This window comes from Actinoplanes sp. CA-142083 (assembly GCF_050942195.1).
Lineage (GTDB): Bacteria > Actinomycetota > Actinomycetes > Mycobacteriales > Micromonosporaceae > Actinoplanes.
In genome coordinates this window covers 10,578,886-10,597,816 of record NZ_CP192076.1, presented here as the reverse complement: position 1 = coordinate 10,597,816, position 18,931 = coordinate 10,578,886, and the positions used below count along the sequence as shown (strand labels likewise).

Sequence of the window (18,931 nt, the reverse complement as noted above, 5' to 3'; positions counted from 1 at the left end):
ACCTTTAACAGGGGTCTGAGCTGCGCAAACGCGGCCCTCAGCGCAACTGTTGCTGCTTGACAAGGCATCGATGCGGGTGTTTATTGTTCAGCGTCCTTACCAATCCCGGCCAAGGCCCCCACCTACGGCAAGGGAGATCCCCGCATGTCCATCCCCAAAGTTCCCAAGAGATGGGTCGCGCTGTCGGCGTTGACCCTGGTCGGCGGCGTTCTGATCGCTCCGGCCGCGTATGCGGCGGGCGAATCCGTGAACGTGTACCTGACCACGACCAGCGACTCCGGCGGCCGGACCGTTACCCGCGGACTCCAGCAGCAGACGCCGGTCGCGTTCGCGAGCAGCAGCGGTAGCGCGAACCAGACGATCACCGTCAACGAGAACACGACCTACCAGCCGTTCGAGGGCGCCGGCGCGTCGATGACCGACACCGCCGCCTTCGATATCAAGGGCAGCGGTGCGCTTTCCGCGGCCACTCAGAACGACGTCATGACCAAGCTGTTCAGCAACAGTTCCGGCATCGGCGTCAGCGCGCTGCGCAACGTCATCGGCTCGTCCGACCTGGCGCAGAACAGCTACTCGTACGACAACACGTGCTGCGACGTGAACGACTTCTCGCTCTCGCGCGACGCCGACATCATGGCGCTCACCAAGCAGGCGTACGGATTGAATCCCTCGATGTTTGTCATGGCCTCGCCATGGTCGGCGCCGCCGTGGATGAAGGACAACAACACCTACAGCCAGGGTTTCCTGCAGTCGCAGTACTACGCCGCCTACGCCCAGTACTTCGTGAAGTACATCCAGGGGTATCAGGGGCAGGGCGTGCCGATCCGGTACGTGACCGAGCAGAACGAGCCGACCTGCTGCGCGGGCTATCCGTCGATGCAGTGGAACACCTCGGGACTCCAGTACTTCGCCAAGACGAATCTGCTGCCGGCTCTGCAAAGCGCGGGACTGAGCACCAAGCTGCTCGTCGGGGACTGGAACTTCGACACGTACGCGACATGGGTTGCGCCTTTGCTTGCCGACACCGCAATCCGTAACCATCCGAACTTCGGCGGCATCGCCTGGCACGACTATGGGGGCTCGCCGTCGACAGCGACCACGGTGCATAACCAGTACCCGTCGGTGAACGCCTATATGACCGAGCACTCCGGCGGCACGTGGGTGGGCAATCAGCAAGCCGAAGACATGGGCGACCTCATCGACTACTTCCGCAACTGGGGTCGTAGCTGGACCAAATGGTCGCTGGCCGTGGACGAGGCGATGGGTCCGCACAACGGCGGCTGCGGCACCTGCACCGGCCTGGTCACCGTGCACCGCAACGACGGCCGGCGCGGGCAAGTCGACTACACGGTCGAGTACTACACGATGGGTCACCTCACCAAATTCGTGAAACCCGGCGCCGTACGGATCGACTCCAGCGCCAATTCGACGGTGCCGAATGTCGCGTTCAAGAACAGCGACGGCTCCAAGGCGCTGATCGCCTACAACACGAGCGGCTCGACCCAGTCGGTCAAGGTGAACTGGGGTGGGCAGTCCTTTACCTACTCGCTCCCGACCAAGACCAGCGCCACCTTCACGTGGAGCGGCTCGCCAAGCGGCGGCGGCGGAACCGGCGACAAAACGGGCACGATCACCGGTCTCGGCGGCAAGTGTCTCGACGTCACCAACGGCTCGACCGCCAACGGCAACCAGCCCCAGCTGTGGGACTGCACCTCGGGCAACGCCAACCAGCAGTGGACGATCGGCGCCGACGGCACCGTCCGCGGCCTCGGCAAGTGCCTCGACGTCGCGAACAACTCCACCTCGGACGGTGGGGCCGTGCACCTGTGGGACTGCATCTCGACGGTCGCCACGCAGAAGTGGACCGCCTCCGGCGGCACTCTGATCAACTCCGCGTCCGGCAAGTGCCTGGACGTCAAGGACAACAACACTGCCAACGGGGCGAAGCTGCAGATCTGGAGCTGCACCGGCGCCGCCAACCAGAGATGGACGGTCCCGGCATGAAGCGCCTTCTGGCTATCGCAACGGGGGTCGTGGTCGTCGCGACCATGGGTATCCTCGGCATCACGAACGCGTCGGCGGCCAGCGCCGGCGCCCTGGTGAGCTCGCTGAACAACAAGTGTCTCGACCTCACCAACGGCTCGACCGCGAACGGCAACCAGCCGCAGCTGTGGACCTGTTACTCAGGGTCGGCCAACCAGACCTGGACGCTGGCCGACAACGGCTCGGTGCAGATCCAGGGCAAGTGCCTGGACGTCGCGAACAACTCGGCGACGGACGGCGCGGTCGTGCACATGTGGGACTGTTTCGACACGGTGGCCACGCAGAAGTGGAGCCTGTCCGGCGGCTCGCTGATCAACTCGAACGGCAAGTGCCTGGACGTCAAGGACCGCAACACCGCGGACGGCGCGAAGCTGCAGCTGTGGTCCTGCTCCGGCGGCACCAACCAGAAGTGGACCTTCGGCGGGGGCTCGACGCCGCCCACGACCACGCCGCCTCCCTCTGGTGGTGGCCCGGGCATCAAGGCGGTCGCGCCGTACTACTACACCGGCTGGGGCAACCCGCCGAACCTGACCACGGTCACCCAGTCGACCGGGGTCAAGTGGTTCACGATGGCGTTCATGCTGAACAGCGGCAACTGCGACCCGAAGTGGGACGGCAGTCGCGCGCTGACCGGCGGGCAGGACCAGACCGCGATCAACACCATCCGGGCCAACGGCGGCGACGTGGTCATCTCCTTCGGCGGGGCGTCCGGGCCCTGGCTCGAGCACTACTGCTCGAGCGCGTCGGCGCTGGCCGCGGCCTATCAAAAGGTCATCAACGCGTACGGGTTGAAGGCCATCGACATCGACATCGAGGGCACCCCCTACAACACGCCGGCCGACCAGCAGAAGACGGTCGACGCGCTGAAGACCATCAAGGCCAACAACCCGGGCCTCACCATCTACATCACGCTCGGCAGCGGCACATCGGGGCCGGACGCCTCGCTGATCAACCGGGCGGCGGGAGCCGGTCTGGTGATCGACGGCTGGGGCATCATGACCTTCGACTGGGGCAACACGAGCGGCAACCAGGGTCAGCTGACCATCCAGGCGGCGGACGGGCTCAAGAACAGGCTCAAGACGGCGTACGGGTGGTCCGACGCGGACGCGTACCGGCACGTCGGCATCTCGTCGATGAACGGGATCACTGACGAGCACGCGACGGTCACGCTTGCGGACATGCAGGCCATTACCTCGTACGCCCAGCAGCACACGATCGCGCGTCTGACGTTCTGGTCGCTCAACCGGGACCGGCAGTGCCCGGCTGGATACCCGAACGACGACACCTGCAGCGGGGTGTCCCAGTCGGCGTACCAGTTCACGAAGATCATCGGCGCCTACAAGGGCTGATCTTCCCTGATCAGGGGGCTCGCGAGCAGCGGTGGGTGCTGCTCGCGGGCCTCCCTCGTTTTTGGGTCTCACCCGGCGGATTTTTGTCGTACCCCTCGGGCAAGCTAGTCCCATGCAGGCGATCGTGATCGAAGACAAGCGGCTGGTGCTGCGCGAGGTGCCCGACCCGGTGGCCGGCGAGGGCGAGGTGGTCGTCGACGTGACGGCGGCCGGGGTCAACCGGGCCGACGTGTCCCAGCGACAGGGCTTCTATCCACCTCCGCCCGGCGCCTCGGAGTTTCCGGGGCTCGAGTGCGCCGGCGTGATCAGCTCGGTCGGCCCCGGGGTGGCCGGGCACCATGTGGGTGCGCGGGTCGCGGCGCTGCTGGCCGGGGGTGGCTATGCGGAAAAGGTGGCGATCCCCGCGGGCCAGCTGCTGCCCGTGCCGACCGGCCTGTCCTTGCAGGAGTCGGCGGCGCTGCCCGAGGTCTCGTGCACGGTCTGGTCCAACATCGTGGACATCGCTCGCCTACGCAAAGGCGAGACGCTGCTGGTGCACGGCGGCGGTAGCGGCATCGGCACGTTCGCGATCCAGCTGGGCAAGGCGCTCGGCGCGACGGTAGTGGTCACGGCCCGCGCGTCGAAGCACGACCGGTTGCGCTCGCTCGGCGCCGACCACGTCATCGACTACACGACCGACGATTTCGTGGCGGCCACAAAGGACTTCACCGGCGGCCGCGGCGCCGACGTGGTGCTCGACATCATGGGCGCGAAATACCTGGCCCGCAACGTCGAGGTGCTCGCGCCGGACGGGCGGATCGCGGTGATCGGCATGCAGGGCGGCCGCAAGGGCGAGCTCGACCTCGGCATGCTGATGGGCAAGCGCGGGCGCATCTCGGCGACCGGGTTGCGGGCGCGGGCACTCGACGACAAGGCGCGCGTCGTGGCCGGCGTCCGCCGCGAGGTCTGGCCGCTGGTCGAGGCCGGCGCCATCAAGCCGATCATCCACACCACGCTGCCACTCGCGGCGGCGCAGGAGGCGCACGACCTGATGGAGTCGAGCGACCACCTGGGCAAGATCCTGCTGCTGCCGTGAGGCGAACGTAGCACTTTCGAGTGTACGGAGAGGGGGTTTATGCGGGGATAGGTCCGATATGCGGCGCGTCGACGCCCCGAAGCGCGGGCCGCCACCCAGCATGGTGCGGCGACCCGGGCCGCGGCCGGGGGCCCGGCGTCGCGCCATGCCGCCGATCCGGCCTAGGGAGCCCCGATGACCCACACGCCGCGCCCCACCGCCAAGCCCGGCCCCGGCTCGAGCGCGGCGGGTGGCGCCCGCCCAGGCCCTCACGCTGGTCTCGCGGTCGCTGCCGGCCCCGGCTCCGGCGACGGGCGTGGGTCGAGCGCGGCGGTTGACGGCGGGTCCGGCTCCGGCCGCGGGGGTGGGTTGGGCGCGGCGGTTGACTGCGGGTCCGGCTCCGGCCGCGGGGGTGGGTTGGGCGCGGCGGTTGACGGCGGGTCCGGCTCCGGCCGCGGGGGTGGGTTGGGCGCGGCGGTTGACGGTGGGTCCGGCTCCGGCCGCGGGGGTGGGTTGGGCGCGGCGGTTGACGGTGGGTCCGGCTTCGGCCGCCGGGGTGGGGTGGGTGCGGCGGTTGACGGCGAGGCTGGCGTCGGCCTGGGCCTGAGCGTGGTGGCCGATGGCTATGCGAGCCGCGGGCTGATGGGCGGCGCGGTGACGCGGAAGCCGGGGCGCTGGTTGTGGGTGGTTGCCGGCGGGCTGGCTGCTGTGGCGTTGGGGTTCGGGGCGGTGGCGGTTGTCGCGGGGATTGGCGCGAACGCGGTGGGTGGTGGGCGCGCGGGCTTGGACGGCGGTGCCCTGAGGGAAAGTCGCGTTGCCGAGCAATCGCGCGGTTTGAAAGCGGGTGCTGCGGGAGTGGGTGCTGCGAAGGGCCGGGCGGTGGGGGCGCGGAGTGAGGCGGTTCGCGTTTCGGAGGCTCGGGGCGCGGAAGGCCGGGCCGAGCGAGATCTGGGTGCGGGAGATCTGGGTGCGGGAGATCTGGGTGCGGGAGATCTGGGTGCGGGAGATCTAAGCGCTGGGGATCTGGGCGCTGGGGATCGGGGTGGGGATCTGACCTCGGGGGATCGGGGCGCGGAGTTTGCCGCTATTGAGCGGACGGGGGCCGATGGGGCGTTCATTGTGACCGTCGCCGGGGTGCGTTGTGCGGGGGTGCGCGAGCGGGGCCGGGGGCGGTTCTGCCTGGTCAACCTTGTTGTGGAGAACGCTGGGCGGGAGGCGCGACTGTTTGACGGCGGGGCTCAGCGCGCCGTCGGGAGTCGTGGGCGAGCCTATGCGGTCCTGAGGACTGGTGCGGGTAATTCGGGAGAAAGCGGGCCTGGGGCGGAAATTCCGGCGGGGGTTACGGTGCGGCGGGTGTTGCGGTTCGGCGTGCCTGTGCGGGAACGTCTTGTGGCGCTGATCGTGCACGAGTCTGCCGGGAGCCGGGGGGCGCGAGTCGCCCTTTCGTGAACGGGCTCGGCGGTGGCGACACGCCCGAAGTGGGTGGCAATTTTTTAATCGAGCGACGGCTATTTACAGCTCAAAACGCATTCCTTTCCGCGATGCGGCGAGGGTGATTGTGCGAATTCGCCCGCGAGGGAATCGGGTTGTGTGTTGGCATGGTCGACGGAAATGACGAGTTGTCCGGGTTCCCATTGCCGTCCATCGACGGGCGGTGCGGGCGCGACTGAACGTTATGCCGTGCTGATGGGATTCGCGCGAGTGCCCCGGGCCGATTTCGGAGGCAACGCTGCACCGTCCGTCCGCGTGCCGGGCGCTGACCGCCGGCGCCATCGCGCTGGCCGTCGTCACGCCGGCCCTAGATACCGCCGAGCAGGCCAATGCCGCCCTGCCGGCCACCCCGGTCACCAGTGAACCGGCCAGTCGGGCCGTCCAGCCCGACGGCGTCGCCCGACTCGACCCCGAGTCGGCCTTCGCCACCCGATCCCAGCTCGCCGAGCGCGCCTCCCGGGCGACGACACGAGCGAGGACCACGACACGAGCGAGGATGACGACAGGGGCGAGGACCACGAAAGGGACGAGGACCACGACAGGGGCGAGGGCCACGACAGGGGCGGGAACCGCAACACGGGCGGGGACCACTGGGCCTGCCCGCGTAGCCGGCCTCTCCAGGGCCGCCGGCCGTGCCGAGGGCCGTGCCCCCGCCGTACGGGATGGGGCGAAGCGTGACGCGCAGCGTCAGATGAGGCGGCTGATCAAGATCAAGAGAGCCCGTGTTGCCCGGATCGTCACCCGCCGCGCGACGCCGCGTGTCCAGCGCGTGATGCGGCTCGGGAACATGACCGCGGTGATCGCCTACGCCCGCTCGCAGGTCGGCAAGAGCTATGTCAGCGGCGGCGAAGGGCCGGGCGGATTCGACTGCTCCGGCTTCACCAAGAGCGCCTACGCCCGGATCGGCATCCGGCTGCCGCATTCCTCCAGCGCCCAGGCGGCCCGCGCCCGCCGCATCTCGCGCAGCGCGGCCCGGCCCGGCGATCTGGTCGTCGGCCCCGGGCACGTCGGCATCTACATGGGCCGCGGGATGATGATCGATGCGGGTAACCATCGCACCGGAGTCGTGTATCGCAAGCTCTATTCCGGGCTCCAGGTGGAGCGTCTGTAAATCCTTTGATCGATGCCGCGGCGGCCATGGACAATCGCGCCTATGATTGCCGATCAATGGCCGCTGTTCGGTCTCGTGCTGCGCACTCCCCGGCTCGAATTGCGGCTGCCGGATCTGGAACGTCTCGCCGAGTTGGCCGAGTTGGCCAAGGGCGGGGTGCACGATCCGGCGGTGCAGCCGTTCGTCGCGGAATGGACCGACGCGACCCCGGAACGGGTCGCTGCCAGCGTGCTGCAGTGGAGCTGGAACAACTGGGCGAGATGGCAGCCGGAAAGCTGGTCGCTCGGCCTGGTGGCGATCGCCGGCGGCCGGGTGGTGGGCACGCAGAGCGTCGAGGCGAACAGGTTCGCCGGCCTGCGTGAGGTCGGCACCGGCTCGTGGCTGGGCCGCGCCGAGCACGGCCGGGGCTACGGTACCGAGATGCGCGCGGCCGTGCTCGAGCTGGCGTTCACCGGGCTGGGCGCCCAGTTCGCGACGTCGGAGGCCTTCGAGGACAACCACGCCTCGTACGGGGTGTCGCGCAAGCTCGGCTACGCCGACGACGGCATCTCGCGGCACGTGGTGCGGGGCGCGCCGCTTGTCAGCCGGCGCCTGCGGCTGGACCGCGCCGGGTGGGAGAAGGCCCGCACGATCCCCGTGACGATCGAGGGCCTCGACGGCTGCATGGGGATGTTCGGCGTGTGAGACCTCAGCGGTTCGGCAGGATCAGCCGGACCGTGGTGCCGACGCCCGGCTCGCTCTCGAGGTGCACGCTGCCGTGGTGCGCGTCGATGATCGATTTGACGATCGCGAGGCCGAGGCCCGGCCCCTGCGCGGCCATGACGTCGGCCGACGCGCAGCGGTAGAAGCGGTCGAAGACGTGCGGCAGGTCCTCCTCGGCGATGCCCACGCCGTTGTCGGTGATGATCAGTGAGGGTTCGCCGTTGGCGGCGCAGTCGACGGTGATCTCGCCGCCCGCGCCGGTGAACTTGATCGCGTTGACCACGAGGTGGTTGAGGGCCTGGTGGAGCCGTTTGGTGTCGCCCCGGGCCGGCGCCGGCCCGCTCGTACGGTCGCGCAGCTTGACGTGCTTGTGCTCGGCGAGCGGCCGGCACCCGGTGGTGACCTGGTGGACGAGGTCGGCCAGGTCGAGCTCGACCACGTCCAGCTCCATGCTCTCCTCGGTGAGCCGGGCGACCAGCAGCAGCTCGTCGATCAGGCGCAGCAGCCGGTCGGAGTTGCGGGCCATGACCGAGAGGAATCGCCGCGAGGTCTCGCCGTCGAAATCGCCCTCGAGCAACATCTCCAGGTATCCGCGGATGGTCGACAGCGGTGTGCGCAGCTCGTGGCTCACGGTGGCCAGGAACGAGTCCTTCATCCGGTCGAGCTGGCGCATCCGGTCGGCGATCTCCGCGGCGTGCCGGGCGTACCGGCGCAACTCCAGCTGCACGGCGGCGTGCCGGGCCAGGCTGCGCAGGGCGCGCCGCTGCGCGTCGGTGAGCTCGCGTGGCTTGTGGTCGACGACACACACCGTGCCGACCGAGTACGTGCCGTCCAGCACCACCGGCGCGCCCGCGTAGAAGCGGATGCCGCCGTCGGCCATGTACGGGTTGTCGGCGGACCGGGGATCGATCGTCGTGTCCGGCACCTCGAGCAGGTCGTGCCCCCGGATCGCGTGCGCGCACAGCGACACGTCGCGGTGGGTCTCGGAGGCGTCCAGGCCGACCTTGGCCTTGAACCACTGCCGGTCGGTGTCGACGAGGCTGACCAGGCCCACCGGCGTGCCGCAGATCTCCGCGGCGAGCCGAGCGATGTCGTCGAAGTCCTCCTCGGGCGCGGTGTCGAGAACGCCCGCGTCGTGCAGCGCGGCGAGCCGGTCCGGCTCATCGACGGGCACGGTGGCTCTCATCCCCAAATGCTCTCATTCCGGGCGAGCCGGGATCGGAGGTTCCGGATACAGCAGTCGGCACCCGCCTGAGACGGGTGCCGACTTGCTGATCGCTGTTCGGCGATCTATCGCCATCGAGCACGGGGATCTCTGCCGCACGCACCCGATCGGATGTCAGACAGAAGCATCGCCCTGTAGTCATGATTGTCTACGCACCGGCTGTGCGGCTCCCCGATCGGGTGACCTCAGCCGGACCGGTTACTCTCGGCTTGGTTTGGGAAAGCGGAGAAGGTTTTCACCATCTCGCCGGAGGACATCGTTATGAGTCTCGACCGCCCGGTTGCCCCGGATCCGTACGACCACCTGCCGTCGGTCCCGTCCTTCACGGTGACCAGCACGGACATGACGGACGGACAGCCGCTCGACGACATGTTCACGCACCCGAGCGTGGGCGGAAAGAATGTGTCACCACAGCTCGCCTGGTCGGGCTTCCCGGCCGAGACCCGCGGCTTCGTGGTGACCTGCTTCGACCCCGACGCGCCGACCGGCAGCGGGTTCTGGCACTGGCTGGTCGTCAACCTGCCGGCCACCGTCACCGAGCTCGAGCGCGGCGTCGACCCACTGCCCGGCGGCGCGTTCTGCGTGCGCAACGACTACGGCGAGCGCAACTACGGCGGGTCCGCCCCGCCGCCCGGCGACCGCCCCCATCGGTACGTGTTCGCGGTGCACGCGCTCGATGTGGACAAGCTCGAGGTCGGCCCGGACGCCTCACCGGCGTACGTCGGCTTCAACCTCGCCTTCCACACCCTGGCCCGCGCCACCATCCGCCCGATCTACCAGGTCAAGGGCTAGACCAAACGCCAAAGGCCGCCGGTGTGAACCGGCGGCCTTTGTTGTCCCGCGTTTTGCAATGGGTCAGGCCGGCGTGCGCGCCACCACGAAGACGGACTGGCCGAACGGCGGCTTCACGATCTGCTCGGCGAACTTGGTCACCGGGAGCACGAGCGAGTCGTACACCTTGACCATCGGGCCCTCCTTGGGCGCCAGCTTGAAGATGCTGGTCGCGCCGTAGTACCCGATCAGGCCGAGCGCGTTCGCGTAGTGCAGCTTCTCGATCTTCAGGCCGGCCTCGCTCATGGCCGCGCGCATCGACTTCTTGGTGTACCGGCGGATGTGGCCGGTGGCGATGTCGACCTGGCTCATCGCGAACATGAACGCCGGCACGATCAGGATGATCCGCCCACCGGGGCGAACCAGCTCGGCCATGCTGCGCAGCGCCCCGACGTGGTCCTCGATGTGCTCGAGCACGTTGTACGACACGGCGGCGCTGTACTCGCCGTTCGCGTCGGCGGCGGGCAGCAGCATCTGCCGGACGTCGATGTTCGCGTGGTTGGCCATGCGCTCCTTGAGCTGCACGAGCCGGTCGGGGTCGGCTTCGGTCGCCGTGAACCGCGGAAGGTGCTCAGCCCACTCGATCGCGTAGTCGCCGAGACCGCTGCCGATCTCGATCGGGTTGTCTCCCAGGTACGGAAGCGCGAGCTCGACGAACCACCGGCGGTGGTTCACGGCCGTGGCGAGGCCCTCGAGCACTTCGGACTGGATCCGCTGGTCTCCAGTGATGTCTGCCATAAGTAAGGTTCCCTCGTCTTGCCGATCGAAGCTGACAGCGGGACCGAACGAGTTAACCATCCGGGGCCCGGAACCGAAAGTTGAGCGGCAGGGGGCCGCGCATTATTTGCCTGATTGAGACATAGGTGGACGGGGTACAGGGTGTGGTTGGCGCGGATGTGGGCCGAGCTGCCGATGCCCGGAATACAACGTTCATATCGGCTCGATCACGCATGGCCTGCTCGACACAACACCGTTACCAACCTCGGTTAGGCTCGCCGATGCTATGACGATTACGGGTATTGACTCCACAGGCCAGTCGGCCGGCGGGAACGTTCTGCCGCCCCGTCAAGTGACCGACCCCGAGGACCTGGACGCGGAGCTGCTGACCCTGGGCACGGCGGTTGAGACGGCAGCGCCGGTCTCCCCCGTACCCGACATCGAGGCCGCCCCTGAGCAGCAGCAGGAGCCCTCTCGCCGCCTCCGGGTGTGGCGTCGGCTCAACTGGCGGGACGTTCTTGCGATAGCGACATTCGTCGCTGTAGCGCTCTACCTGACCATGCCGCTCTGGCTCAATCTTGATCATGGGTCGGCCGACGATCCGCAGGATCAGGCTTTCTTTGAGTGGATGCTCGCGCATGGCGCGAGAGTCATCACCGATGGCGCCTATCCGTTCTTCTCGGATCGCATGAATTACCCCGATGGGGTGAACATGATGGCCAACACCTCGGTGTTGGCCGTTTCACTGCCGATGACGCCGGTGACCCTGCTCTTCGGTCCGCATGTGGCGTTCAACGTATTTCTCACTCTCGCGTTGTCGCTCACCGGTATCTCGTGGTATTTCGTGCTCTCCCGGCAGTTCGTACGTTCTCGGCTCGCCGCCTGGGTCGGCGCTCTCTTCTGCACATTCGCGCCGAGCATGGTGTCGCACGCCGGCGGCCACCCGAACATCGTCACGCAATTCCTGGTTCCGCTGATCATCTGGCGCACGCTGCGGCTCCGCGACCACGGACGCGCCCTGCGCAACGGGCTCATCCTCGCCGGCCTGCTGATCTGGCAGGCCTTCATGAACCTCGAGATCCTGTTCATGACCGCGGTTGGCCTGGGCGTCTTCTGCGCCATCATGGCGATCGCCCGCCGCAAGCAGCACCGCGGCGAGGCCCGCACTTTCCTGCGCGGCCTGCTCGTCGCGGCTGCGGCCACTCTCGCCGTGCTTGCCTATCCGCTGTCCGTTCAGTTCTTCGGGCCGCAGAGCTATCACGGCCTGCCGCAGTTCGTCCGTAACTTCGGCGCCGACCTCGGCTCGTTCACGGCCTATTCGAGTCGGTCGGTCGCCGGAAACTCGGTCGTCGCCGAGCGCCTCGCCCAGAATCCGCAGGAAGAGAACGCATTCTTCGGCTGGGGACTGGTCATTCTGTTCTTCGGCCTGCTCGTCTGGATGCGACGTTCGATCGTCGTTGTCGCGCTCGGCGTGGTGGCCCTGCTCTACGCCGCGATGTCACTCGGTCCGCGAATTTTCCTCAACGGGATCAATACCGGTGTTCTGGGCATCTGGGCGGTTCTGCACAGCGTTCCGGTGCTCAACTCGGCCGTGCCGACCCGGTGGGCCATGGCCATCGCGCCGGCCGTCGGCATCCTGCTCGCCATCGGTGTCCAGCGCGCCTTCGACCTCGTCAAGGCGCAGCCGTCGGCCCGCGGTCCGGTCCGCGTCGCGATGATCACCGCGGTCGCCATGGCCCTCGTGCCGCTCGTGCCGACCCCGCTCAAGACCGCGCCGATCGAGCCGACCCCGACGTTCGTCAGCTCCGGCGCCTGGAAGCAGTACGTCGACGACAACCACACCGTCGTCACGCTGCCGCTGCCCGACTCGGGCTACCCCGACCCGCTGCGGTGGAGCGCGTCGACCGGGCAGGACATGCGCATCGCCGGGGCGTACGCGCTGCTGCCCAACGAGAACCCGCTGAACCCGAACGACCGCACCGCGCTGTTCTCGCCGCCGTGGCGGCCGACCAGCGGGCTGATGGCGTCGATCAAGCAGGGCAACCCGATCCCCGAGGTCAACGACACCCGCCGCGAGATGACCCTCGCCGACCTGCGCTACTGGAAGGCCGGCGTGATCCTGCTCACCCCGCAGGTCCGCGACATCGAGATGCTGCGGGTCATGTCCGACCTGGTGGGTTTCGAGCCGACCTGGACCGGCGGCGCGTGGGTGTGGGACGTGCGGCAGCTCGTCGACGACCCGAACGCCGTGCTCACCGGCCCCGACATCCCATAATCGCGGGGCGGTCAGAAGGCCGCCCCGCGGCGTTGGCCCGCCGGTCATCAATGCTCGTGAGCATCAATGAGTGCCGCGCCTCGCCACGCTCCGATACACCGGCCTCGCCGCCGCCGTGCTTCTCGCCGTCGTCGGATGGCTCGGCGGCGCGCTCCCGCACGGCGATCTGGCGTCGACGCCGCTGACCATCGCGCGCGGGCCCTTCGGGCCCTTCATCCTGTGCGGGTGGGCGGTGGGCACGGCGCTTCTCTCGTACGTGTGGTGGGCGGCCCGCGACCGGGTGTCGAGCGCTCGGTGGTCGCTGGGCACGGCCGCGATCTGGGCGGCGCCGTTCCTGGTGACGCCGCCGATGGGGAGCCGCGACCTCTACTCGTACGCGTGCCAGGGCGTTCTTTATGTGAACGGCCTGAGCCCGTACGAGAATGGCGTCGGTGCTCTTGAATGTCCCTGGATCGATGGCGTCTCGCCGATCTGGCGCGACACGGCGGCGCCCTACGGACCGCTGTTCGTGATGCTGTCGGCGGCCGGGGTGCGCTTCAGCGGCGGATCGTTCGTGCTGATCGTCGTGTTCTTCCGCGTGCTGGCGCTGCTCGGGCTCCTCGCGGTCGCGGCCGGTCTGCCGGTGCTGGCCCGGCGCTGCGGCATCTCGCCGGCCCGCGCGTGGTGGGTGGCGCTGGCCGGACCGCTCGTGGGTGCGCACCTGATCGCCGGGCCGCACAACGACGCGCTGATGGTCGGGCTGATCGTGGCCGGGCTGGCGCTGGCGGTGCTGGGCTCGCACCCGGGCGGTTGGGCGTGCCAGGTCGCGGCGGGGCTGCTGCTCGGCTTCGCGGTGGCGATCAAGGTGACGGCGATCGTGGTGGTGCCGTTCGCGGTGCTGATCGTGGTGGCGCGGCCCTATCGGTGGCGTTCCGGCGGCGTGCTGTTCCTGTCGGCGGTGGCGGCCATGGTCGGGGTGACGGCGGCCTCGGGTCTCGGGTTCGGCTGGATCGGCGCGATGGTCAACACCAAGGACCTGGTGCAGTTCACCTCGCCGCCGACCGCGATCGGGATGACGCTGACCTACGCGGGGCAGCTGGTGGACCCCGGCTTCGACGCTGTGCCGGTCGTGCGGGTGCTGGCGCTGGTGCTGTTCGCGCTGGTCGTGGTCGCGCTCTGGTGGCGCAGCGCGGCCTGGGGCCGGGCCAAGCAGCCGCCGAACCCGCTGGCCGCCCTCGGGCTGCCGGTCACCCGCGCGGCCGACCCGGTCGCGTCGGCGCTTCGCGGCGCGGCGCTCGCGATGGCCGCCACGGTGGTGCTTTCGCCCTACTTCCATCCCTGGTACGCGTTCTGGGCGCTTGCGCTGCTGGCCGCCACCACCATTCGGACCGACCTGGTCATGGCGGCGGCGACGGCCGGCCCGCTCCTCGTGCTCGCCGACGGCGGCGGCCTGGCCCGGTTCGTGAAGTTCCCGGGCGCGCCGCTGATGACCCTTCTGCTGATTTTCGTGGTGGTGCGGCATTTCCGGCCGGCGATCCACGTGATGGCGGCGCCTTCCCGCCGCGAGCGCACGGACGTGACCTCGCGCGGGTGATCACCGCATCTCCACAGCCTCTCCACCAACCGGCCGCGATCGTGTGTTTGCGTGGAGCGATGACCGATCAGATCACGTACATGGACGTAGCCGCGGCCACCCCCGCCGGCCTCGACTACAAGCGGCGATCGCTGGCGGCCCTCGACGTCCGTCCTGGTCAGACTGTGGTGGACATCGGCTGCGGGCCCGGCACCGACCTGGGGCGGCTCGCCGAGGCGGTCGGGCCGGACGGGCTGGTGATCGGGATCGACCGCGACCCGTCGATGCTGGCCGAGGCGCGCCGCCGCTCCGACGCCCGCGTCCACGAGGGCGACATCCACGCGCTTCCGCTGGCCGACGGCTCGGTCGACCGGGCGCGCGCCGATCGGCTGCTTCAGCACGTGAGCGATCCGCAGGCCGCGATCGCCGAGGTGCGGCGGGTGCTGCGGCCGGGCGGGCTGTTCGGGATGGCCGAGCCCGACTGGGACACCCTCGCGGTCGCCGACGACGATCCGGGGGTCAGCCGGGCCTGGTCCCGCTTCGTGGCCGGCCGCGTGCGCAACCCGACGATCGGCCGTGAGCTGCCCCGGCTGTGCGCCCGCGCCGGGCTCGAGGTGCGTTCGGTCGAGCCGGTCGCCGTGGTCTTCCACGACTTCGAGACGGCCGATCGCATCCTCGGCCTGCGGCGCAACACCGACCGGGCGGTCCAGGCAGGTGCGTTGCTCGCGGCCGTCGGCGATTCCTGGGTACGCCGTCAGCAGAGCGGCCCGGTCCTGGCCGGCTTCACCTGTTACCTGGTCACCGCGTCTCACTAAATGGGCCGCCGGCCATTGGTCACTTGATCGTTACCGGGTCGTGTCCGGGCGATGGTTACCGTCGATGACCAGGGGGAATGTCAACGGCCCTTGATGATCTTTGGGGGAGGATCAAGTGACTGCCGTGGCGGAAACGGATGTTTTGCGGGGGCGCAAGGCAAAAATCCGGCAAAGGGAACTGCTCCTGACCTTGGAGCAATGGGGGCCGGCGTATCGGGACGTGGCGGGCGAGCGCCTGCACTACGTCTTCGAGATCGCCGCCGCCACTGACGAGGAACAAACCTGGCTACGGGAACACATCGCCAAGAACGGGATGCCGGAGTCGGGTCGCAGCGCCGAGGAGATGCGGGCGGAAGGTGGGCGCGCCAACGCGTCGGCCAGCGCCGCGTTTCTCGCCGGCGACTACGAGCGGGCCCGCGACCTGATCGATGAGGCCCGTGCGTACGGGGCGCTCTTCGAGGGGGAGTGGGAGCGCCTGCACGAGTTCATCGCGAGCAAGGTGTCGTCCGACGAGTAGGTCCCTTGTGGACCGTTTGAGACCGGGTCACGCCGCGCGGCCGCAGGGATACGGGCCGTAGCCGAATCGTGAACGGAAAGAGTCGGGCAGGGTTCCCGGCGGTGAACATCGACAGCGCTGTCCACCGCCGGGGTCGCCCTGTGAGCGGCCCATGGGTATCTTGTGCGGCGATTGTGAATCGCGCTCGGACTCGGACGGCGCTCAGCGACTGGAGTTGCCCCACCATGGTGTCCAGCACCATCGACGTCCGGGATGCCCCGGCCACCCCGCCCGCTCGGCGGGCGGAGGGCGCCCACATCGGCTTCCGGCCGGACATCGAGGGCCTGCGCGCCATCGCCGTGACGCTCGTCGTGCTCAGCCACGCCGGGCTCAGCAGGTTCGCCGGCGGCTACGTCGGCGTGGACGTGTTCTTCGTCATCTCCGGCTTCCTCATCACCACGCTGCTGCTGAAGGAGCTGACCCGGACCGGCAAGATCTCGCTGCCCGGCTTCTACGGCCGCCGCGCGATCCGCCTGCTGCCGGTCTCGACCGTCGTCGTGGTCGCCACCCTGGTCGCCACCTGGCTCTTCGTGCCCGCGACGCGGTTCAAGTCGATCTCGCTGGACGCGCTGTTCAGCACCTTCTACGGCATCAACTGGCGATTGGCGTACGAGGGCACCGACTACCTCAACGCCACCGCCGCGCCCTCGCCGCTGCAGCACCTGTGGTCGCTCGCGGTCGAGGAGCAGTTCTACCTGGTTTGGCCGCTGCTGCTGCTCGCCGTCTGGGCCGGCCGCCGGGCGCACCGCCGCGCCGCGATCGCGCTGAGCATCCTCGTCGTGGTTTCGCTCGCCGTCAGCGTCCAGCAGACGACGGCGGCCGCACCATGGGCGTACTTCGGCTCCCACACGCGCGCCTGGGAGCTCGGCATCGGCGCGCTGGTCGCGATCGCGGCGGGTCGGCTCAGCCGTACGCCCAAGGCCCTTGCCGCCGCACTCACCTGGGGTGGCCTGGCCGCCGTGATCGTCGCCGCCCTGCGCTACGACGAGTCGACGGCCTTCCCCGGATACGCCGCGCTGCTCCCGGTGCTCGGCACCGCCTCGGTGATCGCCGGCGGCAGCGCCGCGGCGGGCTGGGGCGCCGGCAAGCTGATCGGCACCGCGCCGTTCCGGTTCATCGGCAAGCTCTCGTACGGCTGGTACCTGTGGCACTGGCCAGTCCTGATGATCTGGCCGCTGGCGTTCCTGCGCGACCCGAGCATCAAGACGAACCTGGTGTTCGCGGCGGGCGCGCTCGGCCTCGCGTTCGTCACCTACCACCTCGTCGAGAACCCCGTCCGCACGCGGCCCTGGCTGCGCTCGCGAGCCCGCCGGGGCCTGGCCCTCGGCCTGATCCTCTCGGCCTCGGCCGCCGCCCTCGCCCTGATCGCCGGGCAGTTCACCCCGCCGATCCCCACCGGTCCCGACAAACTGGACCTCGCGGCGGAGCTCAAGGCGGCGGACAACCCACAGGCCCGGCTGGCCGAGCTGATCGGCGGGTCGGTCCACGGCTCCAAGCTGCCGGGCAACCTGACGCCGAAGCTCACCCGTGCGGGCAAACTGAACTCGCGCCTCTACGACGACAACTGCTTCCTCGGCTATTGGACCGACAAGCAGGAACAGCCTTGCGTGTACGGCGACCCGAGCGGAACCAAGACGATGGTCCTGATCGGCGACTCGCACGCGGCCGCATGGTTCCCGGCGCTAGACGAGGTCGCGCGCGACCACGGCTGGAAGCTGCTTCCCCTGGCCAAGGCGGCGTGCCAGGTGCCCTCGGTGCTGAACTACAACACCGTGCTGAACAAGCCGTACACCGGCTGCGTCCAGTTCCGCGACCAGGTCCTCACCCGGATCCGTGCCGAGAAGCCGGAAATGGTTGTCATGTCGTCCAACGACACCGAGAACGGCGGCATCTACGACGACAACAACCAACTGCGCCGGCCCGGCCCGGAGAACGACCAGGCCTGGATCGACGGCTGGCAGAAGACCTGGACGATGCTCGCAGCCGTACCCAGCAAGATCCTGATCCAGGACACGCCGTACCCCACCGGCACCGCGCCCGAGTGCGCCGCGACGAACCCGCGCCAGCTCTTCAAGTGCGACCGCCCGCAGGCCAAGGCGATCCTCGCACCCCGGCGCCGGGCATCGGTCGCCGCCGGCGCCGCCAAGAACGGCATCAAGGTGGTCAACGCGACGCCATGGTTCTGCGCCAAGTCGACGTGCCCGATCGTGGTCGGCAACACCCTGGTCTACAAGGACAACAACCACATGTCGGTCGCGTACTCGATGGCACTGGCGCCGGTGCTGGACAGGGTGCTCTTCCCCGCGGGCGGCTAGGAGCCCTCCCCGCTGGTCGGGGCGCGAGTCGGGATGTCACACGACGCTTGTTCAAGCACGTGCTGCGGAGATCGCCGCGAATCAGACCGAGAAGGCGTCCAGGCTGCTGAACCGGCATCGCCCGCGGTGCTCACGACCGGTGAGCGATCTGTGAGCAATGTGTGAGCAACGATCCGTCACCCGCGTCACGAGCCGGTGGTCGACCGCTGCCGCCAGCCGGCCAGCAGCACGCTGCACGACTCGGGGGACGGGTGCGCAAACCGGAAGTAGTCACGAACCGCCCGGTTGGAGGTCGTCTCGCACCGATCGATGCCCGACACCAGGTCCTGCGGAACCACGTAATGGAAGCCGCGTTCCTCGGCTCCCAGCACCGCATGCAGCACACAGCACTGCAGTTCTACCCCGCCGATCACCAAGCCGTCGATGTCCCAGTCCGCCAGGACGTCGAGGAACTGCTGACTCTGCCAGATGTCGAACCGGTGCTTGACCACGACTTGCGCACCCGAAACTGGTGGCACGAACAATTCGGCCCCGGCCGACCCTGCCAAACACAACGTGCTGTCGGCTTCCCACCGCCTCTGCCGCTCAGTCAGCCGATCCACGTCCAGCACCTGCTGGGAATAGATCACCCGCACGCCCAGCCGCGCCGCTTGCGCCGCGAACTCGTTTGCCCGCAACGCCGTGCGCGCATTCGCATCCGTCCCGGCCTGACCCGACTCGACCCCCGGCGGTTCGCAGAAGTCGCGTTGAAAGTCGACCAGCACGACCGCAACCCGCTCCGGATCGAGATCGAGCAGCTGGTCCACCCGGCGGACCACGTCGGCTTCGTCCACGTCGTCCATCCTCGCGCACGCGCAACCACGCCGGGCCGCCCAGCCCCGCGTTCGCGACGGCC

At 69.0% G+C, this 18,931-nt stretch carries 14 protein-coding genes; 11 read left to right on the top strand and 3 right to left on the bottom strand.

Annotated features, from left to right (window positions below; translation table 11 throughout):
- The first annotated feature begins 144 nt into the window (after positions 1–144).
- The 5 genes from ACQPZX_RS49025 (at position 145) to ACQPZX_RS49005 (ending at position 7,732) form a co-directional block, all read left to right on the top strand.
- Positions 145–2,004, top strand: a complete 1,860-nt coding sequence (locus ACQPZX_RS49025) for a ricin-type beta-trefoil lectin domain protein (protein ID WP_433372226.1) — start codon at positions 145–147, stop codon at positions 2,002–2,004.
- Entirely contained in the window at positions 2,001–3,392 is a 1,392-nt protein-coding gene (locus ACQPZX_RS49020; RefSeq protein ID WP_433372223.1) for a ricin-type beta-trefoil lectin domain protein, read from the top strand. The genes ACQPZX_RS49025 and ACQPZX_RS49020 overlap by 4 nt, the downstream gene beginning before the upstream one ends.
- 112 nt (positions 3,393–3,504) lie before the next feature.
- On the top strand, positions 3,505–4,467 hold the full coding sequence (locus ACQPZX_RS49015) for an NAD(P)H-quinone oxidoreductase (RefSeq protein WP_433372220.1): 963 nt from the start codon (positions 3,505–3,507) through the stop codon (positions 4,465–4,467).
- Between the two features lie 2,161 nt (positions 4,468–6,628).
- On the top strand, positions 6,629–7,048 hold the full coding sequence (locus ACQPZX_RS49010) for a C40 family peptidase (RefSeq protein WP_433372217.1): 420 nt from the start codon (positions 6,629–6,631) through the stop codon (positions 7,046–7,048).
- A 42-nt stretch (positions 7,049–7,090) separates the two neighbouring features.
- Positions 7,091–7,732, top strand: a complete 642-nt coding sequence (locus ACQPZX_RS49005) for a GNAT family N-acetyltransferase (RefSeq protein WP_433372215.1) — start codon at positions 7,091–7,093, stop codon at positions 7,730–7,732.
- 4 nt (positions 7,733–7,736) lie between these two features.
- Here the strand turns inward: ACQPZX_RS49005 and ACQPZX_RS49000 are convergent, their stop codons facing one another.
- Positions 7,737–8,936 carry a GAF domain-containing sensor histidine kinase gene (locus tag ACQPZX_RS49000; protein ID WP_433372212.1) on the bottom strand — a complete coding sequence of 400 codons (1,200 nt, stop codon included), beginning with the start codon at positions 8,934–8,936 and terminating at the stop codon, positions 7,737–7,739.
- 300 nt (positions 8,937–9,236) lie between these two features.
- Here ACQPZX_RS49000 and ACQPZX_RS48995 point away from each other — a divergent pair, with 300 nt between their 5' ends.
- A complete protein-coding gene (locus tag ACQPZX_RS48995) occupies positions 9,237–9,767 on the top strand; it encodes a YbhB/YbcL family Raf kinase inhibitor-like protein (protein WP_433372209.1) in 531 nt (176 codons plus the stop codon).
- Between the two features lie 63 nt (positions 9,768–9,830).
- On the opposite strand, the gene ACQPZX_RS48990 is transcribed toward ACQPZX_RS48995, so the two are convergent.
- Positions 9,831–10,544 carry a class I SAM-dependent methyltransferase gene (locus tag ACQPZX_RS48990; protein ID WP_433372206.1) on the bottom strand — a complete coding sequence of 238 codons (714 nt, stop codon included), beginning with the start codon at positions 10,542–10,544 and terminating at the stop codon, positions 9,831–9,833.
- Positions 10,545–10,809: 265 nt separating this feature from the next.
- On the opposite strand from ACQPZX_RS48990, the gene ACQPZX_RS48985 reads away from it, so the two are divergent.
- From ACQPZX_RS48985 to ACQPZX_RS48965, 5 genes are all read left to right on the top strand, one after another.
- Positions 10,810–12,798 carry a hypothetical protein gene (locus ACQPZX_RS48985; RefSeq protein ID WP_433372203.1) on the top strand — a complete coding sequence of 663 codons (1,989 nt, stop codon included), beginning with the start codon at positions 10,810–10,812 and terminating at the stop codon, positions 12,796–12,798.
- 70 nt (positions 12,799–12,868) lie between these two features.
- Positions 12,869–14,371 carry a polyprenol phosphomannose-dependent alpha 1,6 mannosyltransferase MptB gene (gene mptB / locus ACQPZX_RS48980; protein ID WP_433372200.1) on the top strand — a complete coding sequence of 501 codons (1,503 nt, stop codon included), beginning with the start codon at positions 12,869–12,871 and terminating at the stop codon, positions 14,369–14,371.
- Between the two features lie 59 nt (positions 14,372–14,430).
- A complete protein-coding gene (locus ACQPZX_RS48975; protein ID WP_433372196.1) occupies positions 14,431–15,165 on the top strand; it encodes a methyltransferase domain-containing protein in 735 nt (244 codons plus the stop codon).
- A gap of 115 nt (positions 15,166–15,280) precedes the next feature.
- Positions 15,281–15,682: a hypothetical protein gene (locus ACQPZX_RS48970; protein ID WP_433372193.1), complete on the top strand. Its 402-nt coding sequence runs from the start codon at positions 15,281–15,283 to the stop codon at positions 15,680–15,682.
- Between the two features lie 224 nt (positions 15,683–15,906).
- Positions 15,907–18,036: an acyltransferase family protein gene (locus tag ACQPZX_RS48965; RefSeq protein ID WP_433372191.1), complete on the top strand. Its 2,130-nt coding sequence runs from the start codon at positions 15,907–15,909 to the stop codon at positions 18,034–18,036.
- Positions 18,037–18,221: 185 nt separating this feature from the next.
- Here the strand turns inward: ACQPZX_RS48965 and ACQPZX_RS48960 are convergent, their stop codons facing one another.
- The gene (locus tag ACQPZX_RS48960; protein ID WP_433372188.1) at positions 18,222–18,869 is read right to left on the bottom strand and encodes a cysteine hydrolase family protein; all 648 of its coding nucleotides are present in this window, start codon (positions 18,867–18,869) and stop codon (positions 18,222–18,224) included.
- Positions 18,870–18,931 lie beyond the last annotated feature (62 nt).

Bases quoted from the DNA above. Each gene is read 5' to 3' on its own strand.
- ACQPZX_RS49005 (WP_433372215.1), top strand. From the start codon at position 7,091: ATGATTGCCGATCAATGGCCGCTGTTCGGTCTCGTGCTGCGCACTCCC.
- ACQPZX_RS49020 (WP_433372223.1), top strand. From the start codon at position 2,001: ATGAAGCGCCTTCTGGCTATCGCAACGGGGGTCGTGGTCGTCGCGACC.
- ACQPZX_RS49010 (WP_433372217.1), top strand. From the start codon at position 6,629: ATGAGGCGGCTGATCAAGATCAAGAGAGCCCGTGTTGCCCGGATCGTC.
- ACQPZX_RS48985 (WP_433372203.1), top strand. From the start codon at position 10,810: ATGACGATTACGGGTATTGACTCCACAGGCCAGTCGGCCGGCGGGAAC.
- ACQPZX_RS49015 (WP_433372220.1), top strand. From the start codon at position 3,505: ATGCAGGCGATCGTGATCGAAGACAAGCGGCTGGTGCTGCGCGAGGTG.
- ACQPZX_RS48990 (WP_433372206.1), bottom strand. From the start codon at position 10,544: ATGGCAGACATCACTGGAGACCAGCGGATCCAGTCCGAAGTGCTCGAG.
- ACQPZX_RS49000 (WP_433372212.1), bottom strand. From the start codon at position 8,936: ATGAGAGCCACCGTGCCCGTCGATGAGCCGGACCGGCTCGCCGCGCTG.
- ACQPZX_RS48975 (WP_433372196.1), top strand. From the start codon at position 14,431: ATGACCGATCAGATCACGTACATGGACGTAGCCGCGGCCACCCCCGCC.
- ACQPZX_RS49025 (WP_433372226.1), top strand. From the start codon at position 145: ATGTCCATCCCCAAAGTTCCCAAGAGATGGGTCGCGCTGTCGGCGTTG.
- ACQPZX_RS48965 (WP_433372191.1), top strand. From the start codon at position 15,907: ATGGTGTCCAGCACCATCGACGTCCGGGATGCCCCGGCCACCCCGCCC.
- ACQPZX_RS48995 (WP_433372209.1), top strand. From the start codon at position 9,237: ATGAGTCTCGACCGCCCGGTTGCCCCGGATCCGTACGACCACCTGCCG.